This window comes from Pseudomonas sp. CH235 (assembly GCF_004368175.1).
In the GTDB taxonomy this organism is placed as follows: domain Bacteria; phylum Pseudomonadota; class Gammaproteobacteria; order Pseudomonadales; family Pseudomonadaceae; genus Aquipseudomonas; species Aquipseudomonas paraglycinae.
Genome location: NZ_RRZJ01000001.1, coordinates 62,050 through 79,645 on the forward strand (window position 1 = coordinate 62,050; position 17,596 = coordinate 79,645).

Annotated in this window: 16 protein-coding genes; 6 read left to right on the forward strand and 10 right to left on the reverse strand. The window is 60.5% G+C overall.

The features are described from left to right. From EIY71_RS00230 to EIY71_RS28500, 3 genes are all read right to left on the reverse strand, one after another. On the reverse strand, positions 1-1,131 hold the full coding sequence (locus EIY71_RS00230) for an acyl-protein synthase (protein WP_134019794.1): 1,131 nt from the start codon (positions 1,129-1,131) through the stop codon (positions 1-3). 15 nt (positions 1,132-1,146) lie between these two features. Further along, positions 1,147-2,394, reverse strand: a complete 1,248-nt coding sequence (locus EIY71_RS00235) for an MFS transporter (RefSeq protein ID WP_134019796.1) — start codon at positions 2,392-2,394, stop codon at positions 1,147-1,149. A 261-nt stretch (positions 2,395-2,655) separates the two neighbouring features. Next, positions 2,656-2,793 (reverse strand): hypothetical protein, encoded by a 138-nt coding sequence (locus EIY71_RS28500; RefSeq protein ID WP_007957554.1) that lies wholly within the window; start codon positions 2,791-2,793, stop codon positions 2,656-2,658. Positions 2,794-2,950: 157 nt separating this feature from the next. Between EIY71_RS28500 and EIY71_RS00240 the strand changes: the two genes are divergently transcribed. Next, entirely contained in the window at positions 2,951-3,139 is a 189-nt protein-coding gene (locus EIY71_RS00240) for a hypothetical protein (protein WP_007957552.1), read from the forward strand. A gap of 18 nt (positions 3,140-3,157) precedes the next feature. On the opposite strand, the gene EIY71_RS00245 is transcribed toward EIY71_RS00240, so the two are convergent. Then, entirely contained in the window at positions 3,158-3,535 is a 378-nt protein-coding gene (locus tag EIY71_RS00245) for a fe2+ zn2+ uptake regulation protein (RefSeq protein ID WP_085745805.1), read from the reverse strand. 294 nt (positions 3,536-3,829) lie between these two features. Between EIY71_RS00245 and EIY71_RS00250 the strand changes: the two genes are divergently transcribed. Continuing rightward, entirely contained in the window at positions 3,830-6,166 is a 2,337-nt protein-coding gene (locus EIY71_RS00250) for an acylase (protein WP_134019798.1), read from the forward strand. Between the two features lie 62 nt (positions 6,167-6,228). On the opposite strand, the gene EIY71_RS00255 is transcribed toward EIY71_RS00250, so the two are convergent. Then, the gene (locus EIY71_RS00255) at positions 6,229-7,230 is read right to left on the reverse strand and encodes a FecR family protein (RefSeq protein ID WP_134019800.1); all 1,002 of its coding nucleotides are present in this window, start codon (positions 7,228-7,230) and stop codon (positions 6,229-6,231) included. A 154-nt stretch (positions 7,231-7,384) separates the two neighbouring features. On the opposite strand from EIY71_RS00255, the gene EIY71_RS00260 reads away from it, so the two are divergent. Continuing rightward, positions 7,385-7,654, forward strand: a complete 270-nt coding sequence (locus EIY71_RS00260; RefSeq protein ID WP_134019801.1) for a PepSY domain-containing protein — start codon at positions 7,385-7,387, stop codon at positions 7,652-7,654. Positions 7,655-7,709: 55 nt separating this feature from the next. Here EIY71_RS00260 and EIY71_RS00265 read toward each other — a convergent pair whose 3' ends face one another. Then, a complete protein-coding gene (locus EIY71_RS00265) occupies positions 7,710-12,530 on the reverse strand; it encodes a dermonecrotic toxin domain-containing protein (RefSeq protein WP_134019804.1) in 4,821 nt (1,606 codons plus the stop codon). Between the two features lie 191 nt (positions 12,531-12,721). Here EIY71_RS00265 and EIY71_RS00270 point away from each other — a divergent pair, with 191 nt between their 5' ends. After that, the gene (locus tag EIY71_RS00270; protein ID WP_134019807.1) at positions 12,722-13,753 is read left to right on the forward strand and encodes an Ldh family oxidoreductase; all 1,032 of its coding nucleotides are present in this window, start codon (positions 12,722-12,724) and stop codon (positions 13,751-13,753) included. Between the two features lie 55 nt (positions 13,754-13,808). Here EIY71_RS00270 and EIY71_RS00275 read toward each other — a convergent pair whose 3' ends face one another. Next, the gene (locus tag EIY71_RS00275; protein ID WP_016982860.1) at positions 13,809-14,126 is read right to left on the reverse strand and encodes a YqjD family protein; all 318 of its coding nucleotides are present in this window, start codon (positions 14,124-14,126) and stop codon (positions 13,809-13,811) included. 153 nt (positions 14,127-14,279) lie between these two features. Between EIY71_RS00275 and EIY71_RS00280 the strand changes: the two genes are divergently transcribed. Beyond that, the gene (locus EIY71_RS00280; RefSeq protein ID WP_007957535.1) at positions 14,280-14,534 is read left to right on the forward strand and encodes a hypothetical protein; all 255 of its coding nucleotides are present in this window, start codon (positions 14,280-14,282) and stop codon (positions 14,532-14,534) included. On the opposite strand, the gene EIY71_RS00285 is transcribed toward EIY71_RS00280, so the two are convergent. Beyond that, a complete protein-coding gene (locus EIY71_RS00285; protein WP_134019810.1) occupies positions 14,535-15,449 on the reverse strand; it encodes a LysR family transcriptional regulator in 915 nt (304 codons plus the stop codon). An 84-nt stretch (positions 15,450-15,533) separates the two neighbouring features. On the opposite strand from EIY71_RS00285, the gene EIY71_RS00290 reads away from it, so the two are divergent. Then, positions 15,534-16,457, forward strand: coding sequence for a carbon-nitrogen hydrolase family protein (locus EIY71_RS00290; RefSeq protein ID WP_134019813.1), 924 nt, complete (start codon positions 15,534-15,536; stop codon positions 16,455-16,457). On the opposite strand, the gene EIY71_RS00295 is transcribed toward EIY71_RS00290, so the two are convergent. Together EIY71_RS00295 and EIY71_RS00300 are read right to left on the reverse strand one after the other, a co-directional pair. Next, on the reverse strand, positions 16,447-17,004 hold the full coding sequence (locus tag EIY71_RS00295) for a GNAT family N-acetyltransferase (RefSeq protein ID WP_129972776.1): 558 nt from the start codon (positions 17,002-17,004) through the stop codon (positions 16,447-16,449). The genes EIY71_RS00290 and EIY71_RS00295 overlap by 11 nt on opposite strands. A 52-nt stretch (positions 17,005-17,056) precedes the next feature. Beyond that, entirely contained in the window at positions 17,057-17,530 is a 474-nt protein-coding gene (locus EIY71_RS00300) for an LEA type 2 family protein (RefSeq protein ID WP_134019815.1), read from the reverse strand. Positions 17,531-17,596: the final 66 nt, after the last annotated feature.

Sequence of the window (17,596 nt, forward strand, 5' to 3'; positions counted from 1 at the left end):
TCAATGCTTCCCAAGCAGTTCAGAGGCGGCCAGGGCGCAGCTTCGACCGGCCGTGGTGGCGGCGCGGCCATGCAGTTCGAACCAGTCGCCGGTCAGCCCGCAGCCGCAACTGGCGCCTGGATGCAGAGTGGCAAGATCGCTCATGACCACCGCGTGCGCGGGGCTTGATGAGATGTAAGGCGAGACAAAGCTCAGCAAGCCCTGACGACCGTAAGGCTGAACCGTAAAGTCAGCGGGATGGCGCACGAAAACCTTCGAGTAGACGGGTACATGGAAACGGTGCTGAGCACACTCTAGATAAGGCACCGCATGCTCGACTGCGCCGTAGCCGTCACGGCAGCGGGACATCTCGATGCCCAATTGGCGGTGAATGCGCTCGTACAGTTGCTGGCGGGGAATCTCTTGCGCCGCGTGGGTTTTCCAGCCGCCGCCAAACAGCGTCAACGAGCCTTGCGCCAGTTGCAGATCAGCCATCCCGGTCGCCTGCATGCGTTGCAGGGTCTGCCAGAGAAACGCCGGGAAGCCGAAGATCCGTACCGGCAAACCTTCTTCGGCGAAGGACTGCAAGGCAGCGATCACGCCAAAGCCGTCGAATTCATGACCACCGCCCGTACGGCGCAGTGCGTAGGCCACACGATTGACGGGGGCGAAGCGGCATAGAAACTGATCGGTAAATGACGTTCCCAGGCTGATGCTGCCCTCGGGTTCATAGCTCAGCAGCAGGTAGTTGCACGGAGTGTGCGGGGTGTCCCAGTCATAGTGCTGGAAAATCCGCTCGACCATGTTCTGGGCCGCCCCCAGGCTGCGTTCGTCGTAACGCATGCGGCTTTTCTCGCCACTGGTGCCGGAGGAGGTGAGTTCCAGCGCGTCCATCCCGGTGGGGCTGAGCAGGACCTGGCGCTTGAAATAACTGGCGAAGATCGGCGGAAGGCGTGACCAGTCATCCAGATGGTCCAGGTCACCTGCGTTCAGGCCGTTGGCATTCAACCAGTGTTCGTATCCCGGAGTGTGCTGGCTGTGAAACCGGCTGATTTCGGCCATGGCCTGGTTAAACAGTCCGTCCGGCACGGAATCCGGGCAATAGGGTTGTGTCAACGCGCAGAGCGCGTCGCTGTGGGGGAAGTGAATCATCAGGCGTCCTTGTCGTTATGTTGAAGAGGCGGAATCTGCCGGGACGTGTGGCAGAAACCGGTACAGCAGGGGCAGGCTGAGTAGACCGCCCAGTGCCGCCCAGAGGGCGAAGGATTCGACACGGCTACCGCCGCCGATGGCAGCGATCAGCGAACCACCTATCCCCATCACGGCAATCGAGATCATGCCGATCGCGGCAGACACCAGGCCTTTACTGTCATCGCTGGAAAACAGTGCGAGCCGGTACAGCGCGGCGTTGCTCATGCCCAGCCCCACGGCGTACAACGCAAGGCCGGTCATCAAGCCTGCAAGGGACAGGCTGGTCAGTGCAGTGACGATCAGGGTCAGCAAACCCAGGCAGAACGGCCAGAGCGCCAGACGAATCAGTTGCGGCAGATCCCGCAAGGCCAGCAGTCGATCAAGGATCAGATTGCCGACAATGACTGCCGAGAACACCGGAATCTGCCACAGCGCATATTCGCGCGTGGTCAGTCCCAGTAACTGGACGAGCAGCAGCGGCGCCAGTCCGATCCAGGCAATCAGCGGCAGGCTCATCAAACCCAGCGCCAGGCAGATGCCGACAAACCGGTGATTGCGCAGCAGTGCAAGGTAGCGACTGCTGATCTGGCGAAATGAGAAAGGAATCGGTGCTTGTTGACTACCATCGTGGCGCAAAACGCCGATCGTCTCTGGCATGCAGACATGCAGTCCGATCCAGGTCAGTGCCGCGATCAGGCCCAGACCGAGAAACAACTCGCGCCAGCTCAGCCACTCCAGCAGCAGACTGCCGAGCAGCGGGCCGAGCAGGGGCGAAAGCAGGGCGACATTGCCCAGCAGCGCCATCAGGCGGACCGCATCGGCCTCGCAGAAGACTTCCTGAAGCGCGGGGTAACTGACCGCCACGACAAACCCCAAACCCATGCCTTGCAACAGTCGCAGGGCGTTGAACACTTCGATGCCGGGCGTGGCGACAGCCGCCGCACAGGTCACGCCGAACAGCGCACAACCGCCCAGCAGCAGCGGGCGCCGGCCGAACCGGTCGGACAGCGGCCCGATCAGCCATTGCAGGCAGACACCGCCGATCAGGTAAAGATTGAACGCGTTGGGGATGTGAGCGGCATCGGCTTCGAGATCCCGGGTGACGGTCAGCATGGCCGGCATGACCATGTCACTCGCCATGTAGGTCAGCCATTCGAACAGCGTGATGGCCAGACAGAAGCCGAGCGCCCGGCGCGGCGGGAGGTTGATGAGAGTTCTTTGCATGCGCTTCCTGGACAGTTGAGAGGGAGCGCAAAGGGTAGGGAGGGGAAGTCATTGTTCCTACGTCGTTGGTGTGACGGTCTGTGACTTCGTTATGCGTGATGTTGCAGAGGGACACTTTCTTGCTTGCACAGGTGAAGCGCCCTACAGCATTGATCGCCGATCGATAAAAAAAGCCCACATTCCTGTGGGCATTTTTCCTGACGCTAAAATCCGTTGTTGCATTTGAACGGACGGACGCTGGCATCCTTTCCGTGAGATGACTTAACGATGGTAGTAATAGCCCGGGCCAGGCCCATAGTGGCGATGATCGCCATGCCAGCCGCCGTGGGGAAAGATAATGCAGCCGCTCAGGGTGAGCAGTGCAAGGACAGGAATCAGCCAGGTGATTCGACGCAGCATTTCAAGGATCCTCATGGTTAACGCCGTTTGAAGCCAAAGCTCTTCATCGGCTGTAACATGAGACCCCGTTTACCGCGGCGCATCCCCGTCAAACGGTATGCGCATGGCATCAATGCCGATACAAACCCGATACATTCCAACGGTTCAGGAACCTGTAATGACCCATAAGCAACGCTTGATATATTCGATTCTGATCGCCGTCGCCGTACTGCTGATCATGCTCGGCCTGTCCTGGCTGCAAAACGCCGGCAAGCTCAGCGAGCAAACGTTCCAGTACATCGCCATCGGTGTGGCGGTGGTGGTCGTTGTGATCAACGGCGTGATGCGCCGCAAGGTCAAGCCCTGACGGCGTCTGCCGGGTGCTTCAATCGTTGTTGAGCACCGCGGCAGCCTGAGGATGGAGGCTGTAGCTCTTGTCGTCGTTGAACGTGATCACGCCTTCGGCACACAGACGCTTGAGCACTTCACGAACGCTGAGGAAGGACAACGGAATGTCCAGATCCAGCAGTTGGCTATGCACGCCACGCACACCCAGACGCCGGTCATCCTCGGCGGCGACCAGCAGGGTGTCGATGACTTTGAGGCGAATCAGACTGGTGCGCAGGCCGAAGCTTTTGAGCAGCAAACGGATGCGCTCATTGCCGTGACGCTCGACCCGTTGCCCGAATACGTCGACGTGCGAACCCATGGGCGCTCCTTGTGGGGTCTGGCTACCTTCCGATGGTAGGGGTGGGTTGTACATGCGATTACTCCTTTCAGAGCCTGATCAGGAAAGGTTTTTTGTGCTCTCTCTAAACAAGACGTTTCAGCTCGACAAATCATGAAGCGAAAAATGTAGAAAATTTGTCGTCGTTTCGTCTTTTCCCCGTGATTACGGTTCGAGACGGATGTGTGGCCGACTAAATTTTTTTTCCGCGGCTTCGTTTTCTGGACAGGCTCATTGCGCGTGACGCGTGGGTGATTTCAGAGCGAGCCGGGCCCGACGTGTTCACGGTGGCGGGCGGTTCGCTCTTCGGCATTTCGATCAGGAGCGAGCGTGACTATTTCCAGGCAATTCACCGGACTGACCCTTGCCGGCCTGTTTCTCGGGCTGAGTCTGTCGGCGCAGGCATTCAGCCCTTCCGGCCAGACCGGCGCCGATATCCGTCGCACAGGTTTTGGCGTACCGCACATCCGCGCGGAAAACGAACGTGGTCTCGGGTTCGGCATCGGTTATGCCTATGCGCAGGACAACCTGTGCCTGCTGGCCAACGAGATCGTGACAGTCAACGGCGAGCGGTCGCGGTACTTCGGGCCGGAGCAACTGACCGTCGAAGAGCGCGAGAACCGCGTCAGCGACGTGTTCTTCCAGTGGCTCAACACGCCGCAGGCCGTGAATGCCTTCTGGCAGGCGCAACCGGTGGAAGTGCGTGATCTGGTGGAAGGTTATGCCGCCGGCTACAACCGTTATCTGGCCGAGCGCCGTCAGCAGGGACTGCCCCAGCAGTGCCAGGGCGAATGGGTGCGCGACATTGCTGCCGAAGACCTGGTGAAACTGACCCGTCGCCTGCTGGTCGAGGGCGGTGTCGGCCAGTTCGCCGAAGCTTTGGCGGGCGCTACACCGCCAGTGGCCGCTGCGCAGATTGAAAACGATGCGCGTGCTTACCAATTGGCGGACACGCGTCTGCAACGCTTCGCGCTCGACCGTGGCAGCAATGCGGTGGCGGTCGGCAGCGAGCGTTCGTTCAATGGCCGCGGGATGCTGCTGGCCAACCCGCATTTTCCGTGGGTCGGCGGCATGCGCTTCTATCAGATGCACCTGACCATTCCTGGCAAACTGGATGTGATGGGCGCGGCGCTGCCGGGCCTGCCGATGATCAACATCGGTTTCAACCAGCACCTGGCCTGGACCCACACCGTCGACTCGTCCAAGCATTTCACGCTTTATCGCCTGCAACTCGATCCGAAGGATCCGACCCGTTACCTGCTCGACGGCCAGTCCCTGCCGATGAACAAGCAGACGGTCACGGTGCAGGTCAAACAGGCGGACGGGCAGGTCGTGCCAGTACAGCGGGATGTCTACAGTTCGCAGTTCGGCCCGATCGTGCAGTGGCCCGGCAAGCTCGACTGGAACAATCAGTACGCCTATAGCCTGCGCGATGCCAACCTCGACAACGACCGGGTGCTGAAACAGTGGTACGCCATGAACCGCGCCGGCAATCTCAAGGATTTGCAGGATTCGGTGCATACCATCCAGGGCATCCCGTGGGTCAACACCCTGGCTGTGGATGACAAGGGCCAGACGCTGTACATGAACCTGTCGGTGGTGCCGAATGTAAGTGCCGACAAACTGGCCAGGTGCAGCGACCCGCGTATGGGCCTGCAAATGATCGTGCTCGACGGCTCCAGCAGCGCCTGCGCCTGGGACATCGACCCGCAAGCCGCACAGAAGGGCATTTACGCGTCCAGCCAACTGCCGCAGCTGTTGCGCAAGGACTTCGTCCAGCACTCCAACGACTCGGCGTGGCTGGCCAACCCGGCGCAACCGCTGACCGGCTTCTCGCCGCTGATCAGTCAGGACGGCCAGCCTCTGGGCCTGCGCTCGCGCTTTGCGCTGGATCGTCTGGCGACCCTGAGCAAGAAAGGCCCGGTGTCGGTGCAGGACCTGCAACACATGGTGATGGACGATCAGGTGTTCCTGGCGACTCAGGTGGTGCCGGATCTGTTGAAGTTCTGTGCTTCCCAGCCTGAGGCAGCGCTGAAATCGGTGTGCAGCAGTCTGAAAGCGTGGGATGGCCGGGCGAGTCTGGAGTCGGGCATCGGGCTGGTGCATTTCCAGACCATCATGCAAGCGATGCAGGAGTCGCCGCAGGCCTGGCGTGTGGCGTTCGATCCTAAGGATGCGCAACACACCCCGCGCGGACTGGCCATTGAAAAGCCCGAAGTGGCCAAGGCACTGCGCGAGGCCATGCTGGCGTCGGCCGAGTCCGCCACCAAAATGGGCCTGACCGAGAAAACCCGTTGGGGCGATGTGCAGGTGGTCAGCAGTGGAGGACAGCAAACGCCGATTCACGGTGGCCCGGGCACGCTGGGCATCTACAACGCGATCCAGAGCGTGCCCCGTGAAGACGGCAAGCTGGAGGTGGTCAGTGGCACCAGTTACCTGCAAGTCGTGACGTTCGACGACAAGGGGCCGCATGCCCAGGGTTTGCTGGCGTTCTCGCTGTCCAGTGATCCGGCGTCGAAGTATTCCCGCGACCAGACCGAGGCGTTCTCGAAGAAACAGTGGAGCGTGTTGCCATTCACAGAGCAGCAGATCAAGGCAGATCCGCAGTATCAGGTGCAGACCGTGCGTGATGATCTGGAAAAGGCGGGGAAAGTCGCGGCGCAGTAATCAGCTGTTCAACCCGTCGATAACCGCAAAAGCAGAAGGCCGCTCCCTCACGGGACCGGCCTTCAGTTTTTTGGCGGTTGCTGCGGCATCGGGTTGATCACCGGGTTGCCGTCCTTGTTGCGGGTCAGGAACACCGGCAGCACCATGGGCATCGAGCCGGCGAAGCTGTTCAGCTCCTTGATGTTGTAAATGCCGCCGACCCGGATCGATCCGGTCGCGCTATCGGCAAGCATCAGAGGTTTGTCCAGGTAACGGTTGATCAACGGCAGCGCGTCGTTCAGCGCCAGGTTGTCGAGTACCAGTTTGCCGTTGCGCCAGGCCAGCGAGTTGTCGCTGGCATAGGTCTGGCTTATTTGCGGCATGAAGTCGCCGTGTCGGTAGCGAGCCTGCATCGAAGGGCCGAGGCGCAAGCCATCGCCTGGCAGCTGAGCGTTGCTGGTGACCAGTACCGAACCTTCGATCAAGTTGACCTTCACCTGATCCTCATACATCCAGACGTTGAAACGGGTGCCAGTGACGCGAATCCTGCCTTCTGCAGCCCTGACGACGAAAGGGTGGCTCAGGTCATGGCTGACTTCAAAGAAGGCCTCACCCTTTTTCAGGGTGACGCGACGCTCGTCCTTGTAATTGCTGTAGGTCAGTTCGGTGTTGAGGTTCAGCTCGACCTGACTGCCGTCGCCCAAAGTGACGTGGCGCACATTGTCGGTGGCGGCGAAGTGCTGATAGCTGTTGGGCAGCCACCCCAGATTCCACCCGGTCCAGGCCGCCAGCGGGAGCGCCAGCGCGCAAACGGAGGCGGCCACCGCGTATTGGCGCCACGTCCGGGCCGGCGGAGTGATCGGTATGACTACCGCAGGTTCCGGGCGTGGCAAATGTTCGGCGACATCCCAGATCTCCAGCATCGCCTCATATTCGAACGCGTGAAGCGGGTGCGCATCGCGCCACTGGTCGAACGCCTGCCGCTCTTCAGCGGTGCAATCGACGGCGTGCAGACGCATGCACCAATGCGCGGCGGCATCGGTGATCGCATCGTATTCGGCTTCCGAGAGGGTGTTCTGGGTCATTGACTCATCCTGATTTCCCGCATTCTAACCTCGGGGGGGAGGTGCCGAGAACAACCGTCATGGCAATTACCCATCAAACGTGGAACTTTTTTTCGCTCAGACGCCCCAAAAACCAGGACGTTTCGTGAACATTAACCATAAATGGAGTGAAAAAATGATCAAAAGAACCTTGGCCGCTTTCGTCGCCACCGCCAGTCTTCTGAGTGCAGGCGCGGCACTGGCTGACCGTCCTGGCGCAGGATGGATCACCATCGAGAAGGCCATCGAGGTCGTCAAGACCAAGGCCGGTTATGTCGAGGTCTACGAGATCGAGGCCGACAATGACGGCTATTGGAAAGGGGAAGGGCGCAAGGCTGACGGTGTGGTGTACGAATTCCGCATCGACGGCGCTTCGGGCAACGTCCTGCGTGACCAGAAGGACTGAGTCTCACGGTTGTCGAGCAATGCGCAGGTGTCGAACCTGCGCATTTTTTTGCGGATCAGACGGTCGGGACAGGATCTAGCTGGCGGCCGACTTCGCAGATCAGCAGCGCGATCGAGTCGGCGTTGTGCAGGATGACGCCGACCCGGGCATCCGATGACTGCTGATCCATGAACGCATTGCGCGCCTCGTTCATTGTCGTACTGTTCGTTTGCTTGAAAATTTCCGCAGCCGTGGTCTCTTTTTCGGGAATTCTGTCAAAGTCGATCCAGATCGCGCGATCCGGATTCCATTCCGCAAACAGTTGTGCCCGGGGTGTGGCCAGTGACAGCGCCATTCTCCGTTCGTCCTGCAACGACCGGAGCAACTTCGCACCGTCGGGTGTCACCGCCGATATCAGGTCACAGAAAGGCTCACGCCCGCGTACGGTTGCGATATCCCAGGCGTTGCTCAGTTGATGGGCGAGTTCGTGGATCAGGGTTTCGGCTTGCGCATGGCCGTCAATATCAAACCCTTGAGCAACGACGGGGACGTAGTCACCCAGGTCCTGGTCAAAAAAGTGCTGGGTGAAATGGACCTTGTTCTGCAGATCGCCATCGAGGACAAACGCAATCACGTCGTGGAACCAGTTGGTCGAACCGACGATGAACCGGTCGGTGTTGAGCAAATCATCAGCGGGATCTACCAGGGCGTTACAGATCGGCAAGATCGCGGTTTTTATCCTGGCCAGGATCTGCGTTGTGAGACGCGGGACATCAAAAAACTCCATGAGAAACCGGTTGACCCGTCCACCGGGCACAGCGGTTATGTCCAGAATCGCCAGGTTGTGCAGGCAGTTGAACGCATAATCCCGGGCCAGCCCCACTGCGTGCCCGAGTACCCGCGCTTTTTCAGGGTAGCGTCGAGTGATTTCTTCCATGCCGTGCGCTTCGATGTTGAGCATCGTGCGGCGCAGGCGCGTGTATTTGTTGTGCTCCAGCATTCTGGAGAAGGCTTTGCCGAAATGAACGGTCTGGCCGTGCGCGATCTGTACCATCCGCGAACCGCTTTTCAACAGCAACGGGCCGCGTTCCTCAGCTTTGGCCAATTGCCAGGCCGAACCCTGCTTGACGACCCGGTAGACCTTGCCATCAACGGCCGCATAGCTGCGGTTGTTCGCGGCGTTCTGATAGACGCCCTGAGCCGCGCTGTACGTGAGGTTCTTGAGCGCGACATCCGTCGCCTCGAAAGGCTGCAGGCGTGTGCGTTGTGGCGAGGTGGTTTCGATCTCGGCCAAGGTCGGTGCAATCGGGTTTTCGACTTTTCCAGTGCCGGTTGCGAGCGTCTGTTCGCCGACCTCGGCGCTCGTGCGTTCAGCCGACATTTCCGGCAAAAGGCCGACAAGCACCATCTGCTCCGCGCCGTCGATAAAAGATTTCAGTGCTCTTTTCCAATGATGATTCTGCAGGGCTTCGGCCGAGTCCTTGAATTCGTCGTAGGCTTGCCAGAGAAAGCGCCCATAGGCGAGTTTGCCTTGCAACATGTCCGTGACCTGTTTGATCTCGTCACTGAACAGGACTTTGGCGTTGTCCCAGTCGGATTGCCCGTCGCTGTCTTTCTGCGACCCGAGCATTTGTTTCAACACATCGAGGTTGTCCTGAAACAGCCGCTCCAGCAGGTTGCCCCCGATCGGGCGGTAATCGAGTGTTACTTCACTGGTCTGGCCGAGGGTGTCGGCGAACAGGCTGCGAAATGTTGCGCGTTGTGTGGGTGGCAGACGACGGAACAACAGGTTCTGCAGCAGCCCCGGAATATTAAGGGCGGCGATCAGACCCTGTTCATCGGGGAATTCGTGAAAGGCCTGCTCCGCATACGGGGTATAAAGCACTAACGGGCCTTTGTGCCCGGTACCGGGAGCCAGCACATACAGTCCACATGCTTCGACGGCGTTGGCCTTTTCCGTCTTGATCAATGACAGCGGACACACGATCGCGTGTGTCCCGGCGACGGCGTCGCGGGCGATGGCATCCGGCATGTCCAGTACCTGGCGGATGTAACTGAAGGCTTTCTCGGACAAATGCTGCTGAAGTTTCAGTGCATGAGCGTGTTGCAGCAATTGCCAGGGCACCTGGCGGAAAAAAAACTGCTGCCGGGCCATACCCGCCACTGATGTCGTCGATAGCGCCTCACGGACCTTGTCGCTGTAGGTGGTCGGTATCGCCAGGGACAGCAGCAGTTGTGTCACGGCGCTTTGGTTCAGCCCGTCCGGAAGGACCTGGGTGGTTCTCGAGGTGACCTTGAAACCGGTGCCCTGGGCGATGTTGATGTGATTGAGGGCAAACTCGACCAGGTTTCTGGCGGGCCCGGCCAGCGCCAGATTGGGCGTTATCTGAATGTGCCGGGGATTGAGCCCGCTCTTGGGGAATCGACTGTCGAGCAGTGATTTCAAGGTCTGCTCGACATGGCTGACCAGCGTCGGCACGCCTGTCAGGTAGTCCTTGTCGTCGACGACACTCTGGCGCCACTGCTCCATGAGTTCTACGTGCAGTTTCTGTTCCGCGTTCGCTGCCATGCCCAGCCACGCCGGGTAGGTCTGTTGTGTGGCAATGGCCCGGGCATGGGCCGTCGCCAGTTTGAGGTTGGTGTGAAAAGCCTGATTGCGCAGTTTCGTCAGAGCATTGTTGCGCCTGACGGGATCTTTCACGCGGGTGCGCACCTGCTCGCAGCGCCCGAGAAAATGCTCGATGGCCGATTGCACGCGATTGTGCAGCACGTTGTGTTCGATGATTTGAAATGCCCCAAGGGTGTAGCGCTGGTGGGGCTGAAACTGCGCGGGCAGCAGGTTTTCCAGTAACGACAGACGTTGCACGCTGTGCAGCAGCCGCTGATCGAGCATGCGCCGTGCAGCGGCGACAGTGTCGAACACTTCAATGCCCAGCGCGGGCGTCCAGATCACTGCCCGCCCTGAGTGACTGGCGTCCAGGCCGCCGCGCTCGGTCATCAGCAGGCAGTGGGCGAGCGGCAGTAGATCCTGCTGACCGGAAGACTCAAGGCTGAGTGTATAGGCATCGGGGCGAAAGCCCTCGAGGGAGTGCCGCAACGCACGGGTCGGCTGATCAGCGTTGATCACGGTGTTGACAATTGCCTGTACGGAGGCCGACAGGCTGTCGCCCAGCACCCGCAACCGGGCTTCGCCGGTGACACCGATAAACCATGCATGAGCAAGCATTGACTTCAGGCTTTCGAGAAACGGCCGTTGGGCCTCCTGATGCGCCATGGGTTGTGTTTCGAGCATCGCGACAAGCGGGCCCTCGACGCTGCTGAATGTCTTGATTGACGCGCGCGCCTTGTCTGCCAGTACCTGAGAGGGTTGCTGGTTGCCTGCCAGCACCGGATGCGTGCTCCATCGACCTGCACTGTCCAGCGCCACCAAACGCTCATGAATCATCGAGCGGATGTCCAGGCTCTTGTCGAACAGGGCCTGCAGATTCACCGCGCCATCGCTGTGGCGAAACACTTGCAAGGCGTATTCGATGTTTTGCCGCTGCTTGGTGATGATCAATTCGAAGAGGATCTTGAAGATTTCTCCGATGATCCGGTCTCCCGACACCTGCGGCTGGTCGAAACCCAGAAACCGGTTGCGCTCGTCAAGGCTGAGCAGGCCGTAGAGTTCGTCTTCGTGGCCCTTGGCAATGAACTTGCTCTGCAACGTCTGTTTCAGGTCTTTGTAGTCGGTGAGAACTTGCAGGCCCTGCACCGGCGTGTAAAGAAATGCCTGGCTTGCGCTGATCATCAGCGACCCCGCCAGTTCGACGTAGTTGGCTTCGTGCTCCCAGAGCCGCACGGTTTCGGTGAGAGGGCGTTGCGGGCCTTGCGCGTCGTGCGTTATCAGCTGATGCAGTGCGTTGAACTGTGTTGCATCGAGAATGCCGATTTCGCGTTTGACCATCCATTCGCTGCGTGCCTGGTCTTGCAGCACGTCGGCGAAGAACGTGCGGCGCGGCGCGCCGTCTGCAGATGCCGCATTCCAATAGTGTTCCAGTTGCCGGAAAAGCAGCGCTGGCAACATGCCGGACGCGCTTTTGACAGCCTCTTCCCATTGCGCTTGATCGCCTTTGGTGACCGATCTGCCTGGGTTGCTGAACTCCCGCAGTGCGGCGGTCGGCCACTGTTGATGCCGGTAATGCAACAGCACCGCATCGCTCAGGCTCATGGAGTCGAGCCAGTGTCTGGTCGGCGTCGCGGCATCGGCGCCGGTGGCATCGTCCAGGGTGTAGAAACCGACACGAGTACGGTTTTGCTGCAGGCTGCCGAAATGCGACTTGAGCAATTCATCCAGAATGCTTTCCAGCAGGTGATTGAGCGTCGGCAACTGCTCCAGCTCCGCACGCATGGCCTGCGCATTCAGAACTTGCCCCTGTTGGATGGCCGCGGTGTTTTCATCGAATACATCACCTTCGATGAGGCTGAACGACACCGTTATGTTTTCGGCATCGAACAGCCGCTTGCGTTGCGGCAACGACAGGAACGCAAACAGATTGGCCTGGTCGTCAGGATTGTTCAGTCGTCGCTCCAACTGTTGTTTCAAGTCGGCGCGGTCAGGGTACTTCTTGAGGCCGTCATACACGGTGTACAGGATCTGGGCTTTATTGACGGGCGTCTCGCCGAGAACGAACGCACCCGGCAACGGCAGCGGCATTCCCTTGCCAACATTGAGCAGGATGTGCTCGGCGCGCATGGCCGGGGTCTGCTGGCTGCGCAAGGCATGGGTGGACAGCTTTGCATGGGCGAGCCATCTGAATTCGTGTTCGGACAGACCGTGGGTCTTGCCCAGCTCGGTCCAGAGACCGGGGGAGTCAAGGACTTCGGGGAACAACAAGGGTTTGATGGGGGCAGACATGATCGAGTCTCGATGAGGGGCGCATGCTGGCAGGCGCCGATGGGTCGAGACGCAAGGCTAGGGCGGGTGACGGAGGCGAGGGTGGTAGATAAATACTGCGGGGTTGACAGGCAACCGGCCGGCCATGGTTAATCCTCTGGCGGGTTGTTCGTTCGCTGTTGTTCCCTCCAATAATTACTCTGGAGCTTCAGATGTCTGCGCCACACGATCATGCGGTCTCGTCCACGGTATCTCTGGACGAGCTGACTCAATTGCTGGAAAGGATTTTCACCCGTCACGGCACCTCCGCCGAAGTCGCCAGAACGCTGGCCGCCAATTGCGCGAATGCCGAGCGGGACGGTGCGCACAGTCACGGCGTATTCCGGATCCCCGGTTATGTCTCGACGCTCAACAGCGGCTGGGTCAACGGCAAGGCCGTGCCGAAAGTCGAGAATGTGGCTTCAGGATTCGTCAGCGTCGATGCCGGCAACGGTTTTGCCCAGCCTGCGCTGGCGGCGGCACGTGCGCTGCTGGTGGAAAAGGCCCGCAGTGCCGGGATCGCGGTGTTGGCGATCCGCAATTCCCATCACTTTGCCGCGCTGTGGCCGGACGTCGAGCCTTTCGCCGATGAAGGCCTGGTAGCGTTGAGCGTCGTCAACAGCATGACCTGCGTGGTGCCCCACGGTGCCGACCGGCCATTGTTCGGCACCAACCCGATCGCCTTCGCCGCGCCCCGGGCCGACGGTGCGCCGATCGTGTTCGACCTGGCCACCAGCGCCATCGCCCATGGCGACGTGCAGATCGCCGCGCGCAAGGGCGAGAAGCTGCCGGCGGGCATGGGTGTCGACAGCCTCGGCCAGCCGACCTGCGACCCGAAAGCGATTCTGGAAGGCGGCGCATTGCTGCCGTTTGGCGGGCACAAAGGCTCGGCGCTGTCGATGATGGTCGAGCTGCTGGCCGCCGCGCTGACCGGCGGCAACTTTTCGTTCGAGTTCGACTGGAAGAACCATCCGGGGGCCAAGACCCCGTGGACCGGTCAGTTGCTGATCGTGATCGACCCAAGCAAGACTGCCGGGCAAAGCTTTGCCGAACGCAGTCAGGAACTTGTGCGGCAGATGCACGGGGTCGGGCTCAAGCGTTTGCCGGGGGATCGGCGGCATTTGCAGCGGGCCAAGTCACTGGCCAAAGGAATCGAACTGGATCAACAGACCCTGTCGCAGTTGCGTGAACTGGCCGGCGAATGAGTGTGTGCCGGGCATGAAAAAGGCGAGCCCGAGGGCTCGCCTTTTTTGTTCGCGCTCAGCGGCGACCGAGCAGCAATCCGACCACCAGACCGAACCCGGCGGAAATCGCCACGGTCTGCCACGGGTGGCCGCCGATGTAGCTCTCGGTAGCGTCGACCGCCGGTTTGGTGCGGTCACGCACACTGGATACCGAATCCAGTGCCTGCTGCAATTTCAGGGCGATTTGTCCGCGCAGGGTTTCCGCTTCCTCGCCGACCAGTGAAGCACTGCTCTTGAGCAGTTTGTCCGACTCTTCGATCAGAGCCTGAAGTTCGCTGAACGCTTGATCCTTGATTTGGTCTTCAGCGGCTTGAACGGCGCTTTTGCGGGCCATTGGGTGACTCCTTGCAGGTGAATGGACAGTGAACAATGGAGTGTGGCGCGACTTGAAAAGTTGCAGCGATTTTCCATCCGGAGCAAAAACCAGCGTCAGAGGTTTCCGTCCAGCGTGTAAGATGTCGCCATTTGATGCAGCAGGTAATTCCCGATGAGTTTCAATCTGGCCGACAAATCCCTCGCAGAGCGCGCCGCGCTGGAAGATGAAAAATCCCGACTGTTCGAACTCTGGCAGAACAATCTGGGCAAAGCCAAGGGCGAAGCTGCGCGGTTGTTCGGCGAGCGCTCCAAACGCAAGGGCAAATGGGCCGAGTTCGTTCGCGCTGAACTGGACGGCATGTCGCCTCCGGAATTCGCCAACATGGTGCGCAGTGAAGTCAATCGCCTGATGGCGGCCAACAAGTAATCACTCGGCCCTGAAACTGGAGCCAATCGCTTCGCGCACCGTCAGCACCACCGGATCGATCTGGGTGCTGGTGCGCCAGCCCAGTTCGATCGGGTAACGCGGCAGCGCCAGCGGGCAGGGCAGCAGCGCCAGCCCGCTCATTGAAGCAATGGCCTGCGCGGCGTGGGTCGGAATGGTCGCCACCGCATCGCTGCCCTTGAGCAGATGGGGCAACGCCGCAAAATGCGTGGTCGAGGCGCAGACCCGGCGACTGCGGCCCAGCGCCGCCAGCCCTTCATCGGTGATCCCGATAAAACCGCCCGACGACACCAGAAGGTGCTCGCGGGTGACGAATTCCTCCAGATCGATCTGCTGCTGGCCCGGCGCAAGGCTCGCCGGATCCACCAGACACGCGTAACCCCCTTCACCCAACACCTGACGGCTGAGCAGCCGCTCGGCGAACCCGCCGGCGGTAATTGCCAAGTCGATGCTGCGTTCCATCAGTGCCCGGGCGACGATCTGGCTGTGGGTCTGGCGGAAAATCAGCCGCAGTTTTGGCGCACGACGGGCGATTTCCTCGATCAGTCGCCGGCCGTAAGCGATCTCGAAATCGTCCGATAGGCCCACGGTGACCGAGCGTCCTTCGTAGTGATTGGCCGTCGGGTCGACCATGGCCAGGCTTTGCCGACATTTATTCAGCGCATCGCTGACCACTGGTTTCAACTGGTTGGCCTTGAGCGTCGGCGCCAGTCCCCGGCCGGTGCGCACGAACAATTGATCGCCATACACCTCGCGCAACCGCCGTAAGGCCGCGCTGACCGCTGACTGGGTTACGCCCAGACGCAACGCCGCGCGGCTGGCACTGGATTCTTCATGCAGGGCTTCAAAGACTTTCAGCAGGTTGAGGTCGACGGTTGCGATATTCATCTGGCTCATATCATTCAGCAGTGGATTGGTCTTTATTCATGATCCCGTGGCGCCGGAGAATGAGCAACACCTGAACTTCACGGAGTGACCGCCATGCCCAAATCAATCGTTGCCGCCCTGCAGATCGGCGCCTTGCCCGGTGGCAAGGCTGAGACCCTGGAACAGATCCTGAGCTGGGAAACCGCGATCATCGAATCCGGCGCCGCGTTGGTGGTGATGCCCGAAGCGTTGCTCGGCGGTTACCCGAAGGGCGAGGGCTTCGGCACGCAATTGGGTTACCGCTTGCCGGAAGGCCGCGAGGCCTACGCCCGTTACTTCGCCAACGCTATCGATGTGCCCGGTGCGGAAACCGAAGCGCTGGCCGGTCTGTCGGCACGCACCGGGGCCAATCTGGTGATAGGCGTGATCGAACGGGCCGGCAGCACCTTGCACTGCACCGCGCTGTATTTCGACCCGCAGGCAGGACTCGTGGCCAAACACCGCAAGCTGATGCCTACCGGCACCGAACGGCTCATCTGGGGCAAGGGCGACGGTTCGACACTGCCGGTGCTCGACACTCAGGTCGGCAAACTCGGCGCCGTGATCTGCTGGGAAAACATGATGCCGCTGATGCGCACGGCGATGTACGCAAAAGGCATCGAGGTCTGGTGTGCCCCGACCGTGGACGAGCGCGAGATGTGGCAGGTGAGCATGCGCCACATCGCCCACGAAGGGCGCTGCTTTGTGGTCAGCGCCTGTCAGGTGCAGGCCTCACCGAATGAACTGGGCGTAGAGATCGCCAATTGGCCGGCGGACCGGCCGCTGATTGCCGGTGGCAGCGTGATTGTCGGGCCGATGGGCGACGTGCTGGCCGGGCCGTTGCGCGGCGAGGCCGGGTTGCTCACCGCCGAAATCGACACCGAAGAACTGGTGCGCGCCCGCTACGACTACGACGTGGTCGGCCACTATGCGCGGCCGGATGTGTTCGAGTTGAGCGTCGACGAGCGGGCCAAGCCAGGCGTGCGTTTCACGGTTTGACGGATTGTCGGCGCCGCCATTCTTCGCGGGTGATTTCCCAGATTTCCCGTGGGAAGCGGCCGCCGACGAAGTCGTCCTCATCGGTGCGAATCAAGCGCATGCCAGCGCGTTCCGAGAGCTTTCGCGAACCAAGGTTCGGTGCGGCTTTCGGCACGCGCATCAACGGTTGATCGAGGGTTTCGAACCAGTACCGGGTCACGGCTTCGCTGGCTTCGGTCATGAAGCCCTGACCCTGCCAGGCCGGGGCGAGCCAGAACCCACGGTGGTTGTCCGGCTCGTCCATCAGGCTGATGTTGCCGATCAATTGCTCTGGCGCCGATTTTAGGCGAATCGTCCAGTGCCACTCTTTGCCTGCCGCAATGGCAGGCAGCGCAATGTCACGCAGGTAGGTGAGGGCGCCGTCGTCCGGATAAGGCCAGGGCACGAAGACGTTCAGATAACGCACCACTTCCCAGTGGGGGAATTGCTGCTGGATGGCCTCGGCGTCCGCCAGTTCAAGTGGACGCAAGATCAGTCGTTCGGTGTACAGCGTGGGGATGTCTTCCATAAACCTGCGGCTTCCATGTTTCTGATAGTAAACGCTGCAGGCTACCGCATCTTTACCAGGTTGCGGCACTGGCTCTCGGCAGACTCAGCTTGCCGGTGTCGACAAAACGCATCGTGCCAAACAACCCGCCCGCGAGTTTGCCGCGCAGCACATAGGGCAGGTTGTCGAGGGTTTGCGTCTGGCTCAGGCCCAAGGTCTGGCGCAGCACCGAGAACGCGGAAATGCTCACCGGGACGCTGACGATGGTTTCGGAGAACCGTGGAATCGAGCCAGTCTGATCGCTCACACCCGACGCAAGCGAGTGGCCGTTGACCTCCAGATCCAGCGCGATGCCGTTGTAGTCGATGGGCGTTTCGTTGGGGTTCTGCACCCGCAGCTTGATCGCGAAGCGCACTTCCAGATCCTGGCTCGGCAGCGGTTCGAGGCCGACCACGTTGATGTTCACCGGGTCGCGGTTGGGAAACAGCGCACAGGCGCTGAGCGAGAGCAGAAGCAGGGACAGGATGACGGCTTGGAAACGGCGCATTGATGCTCTCTCATTGAAAAAGGGCTGAACCGTCGCCGGTATCAGCCCTTTTTTCATCGAGCGGAC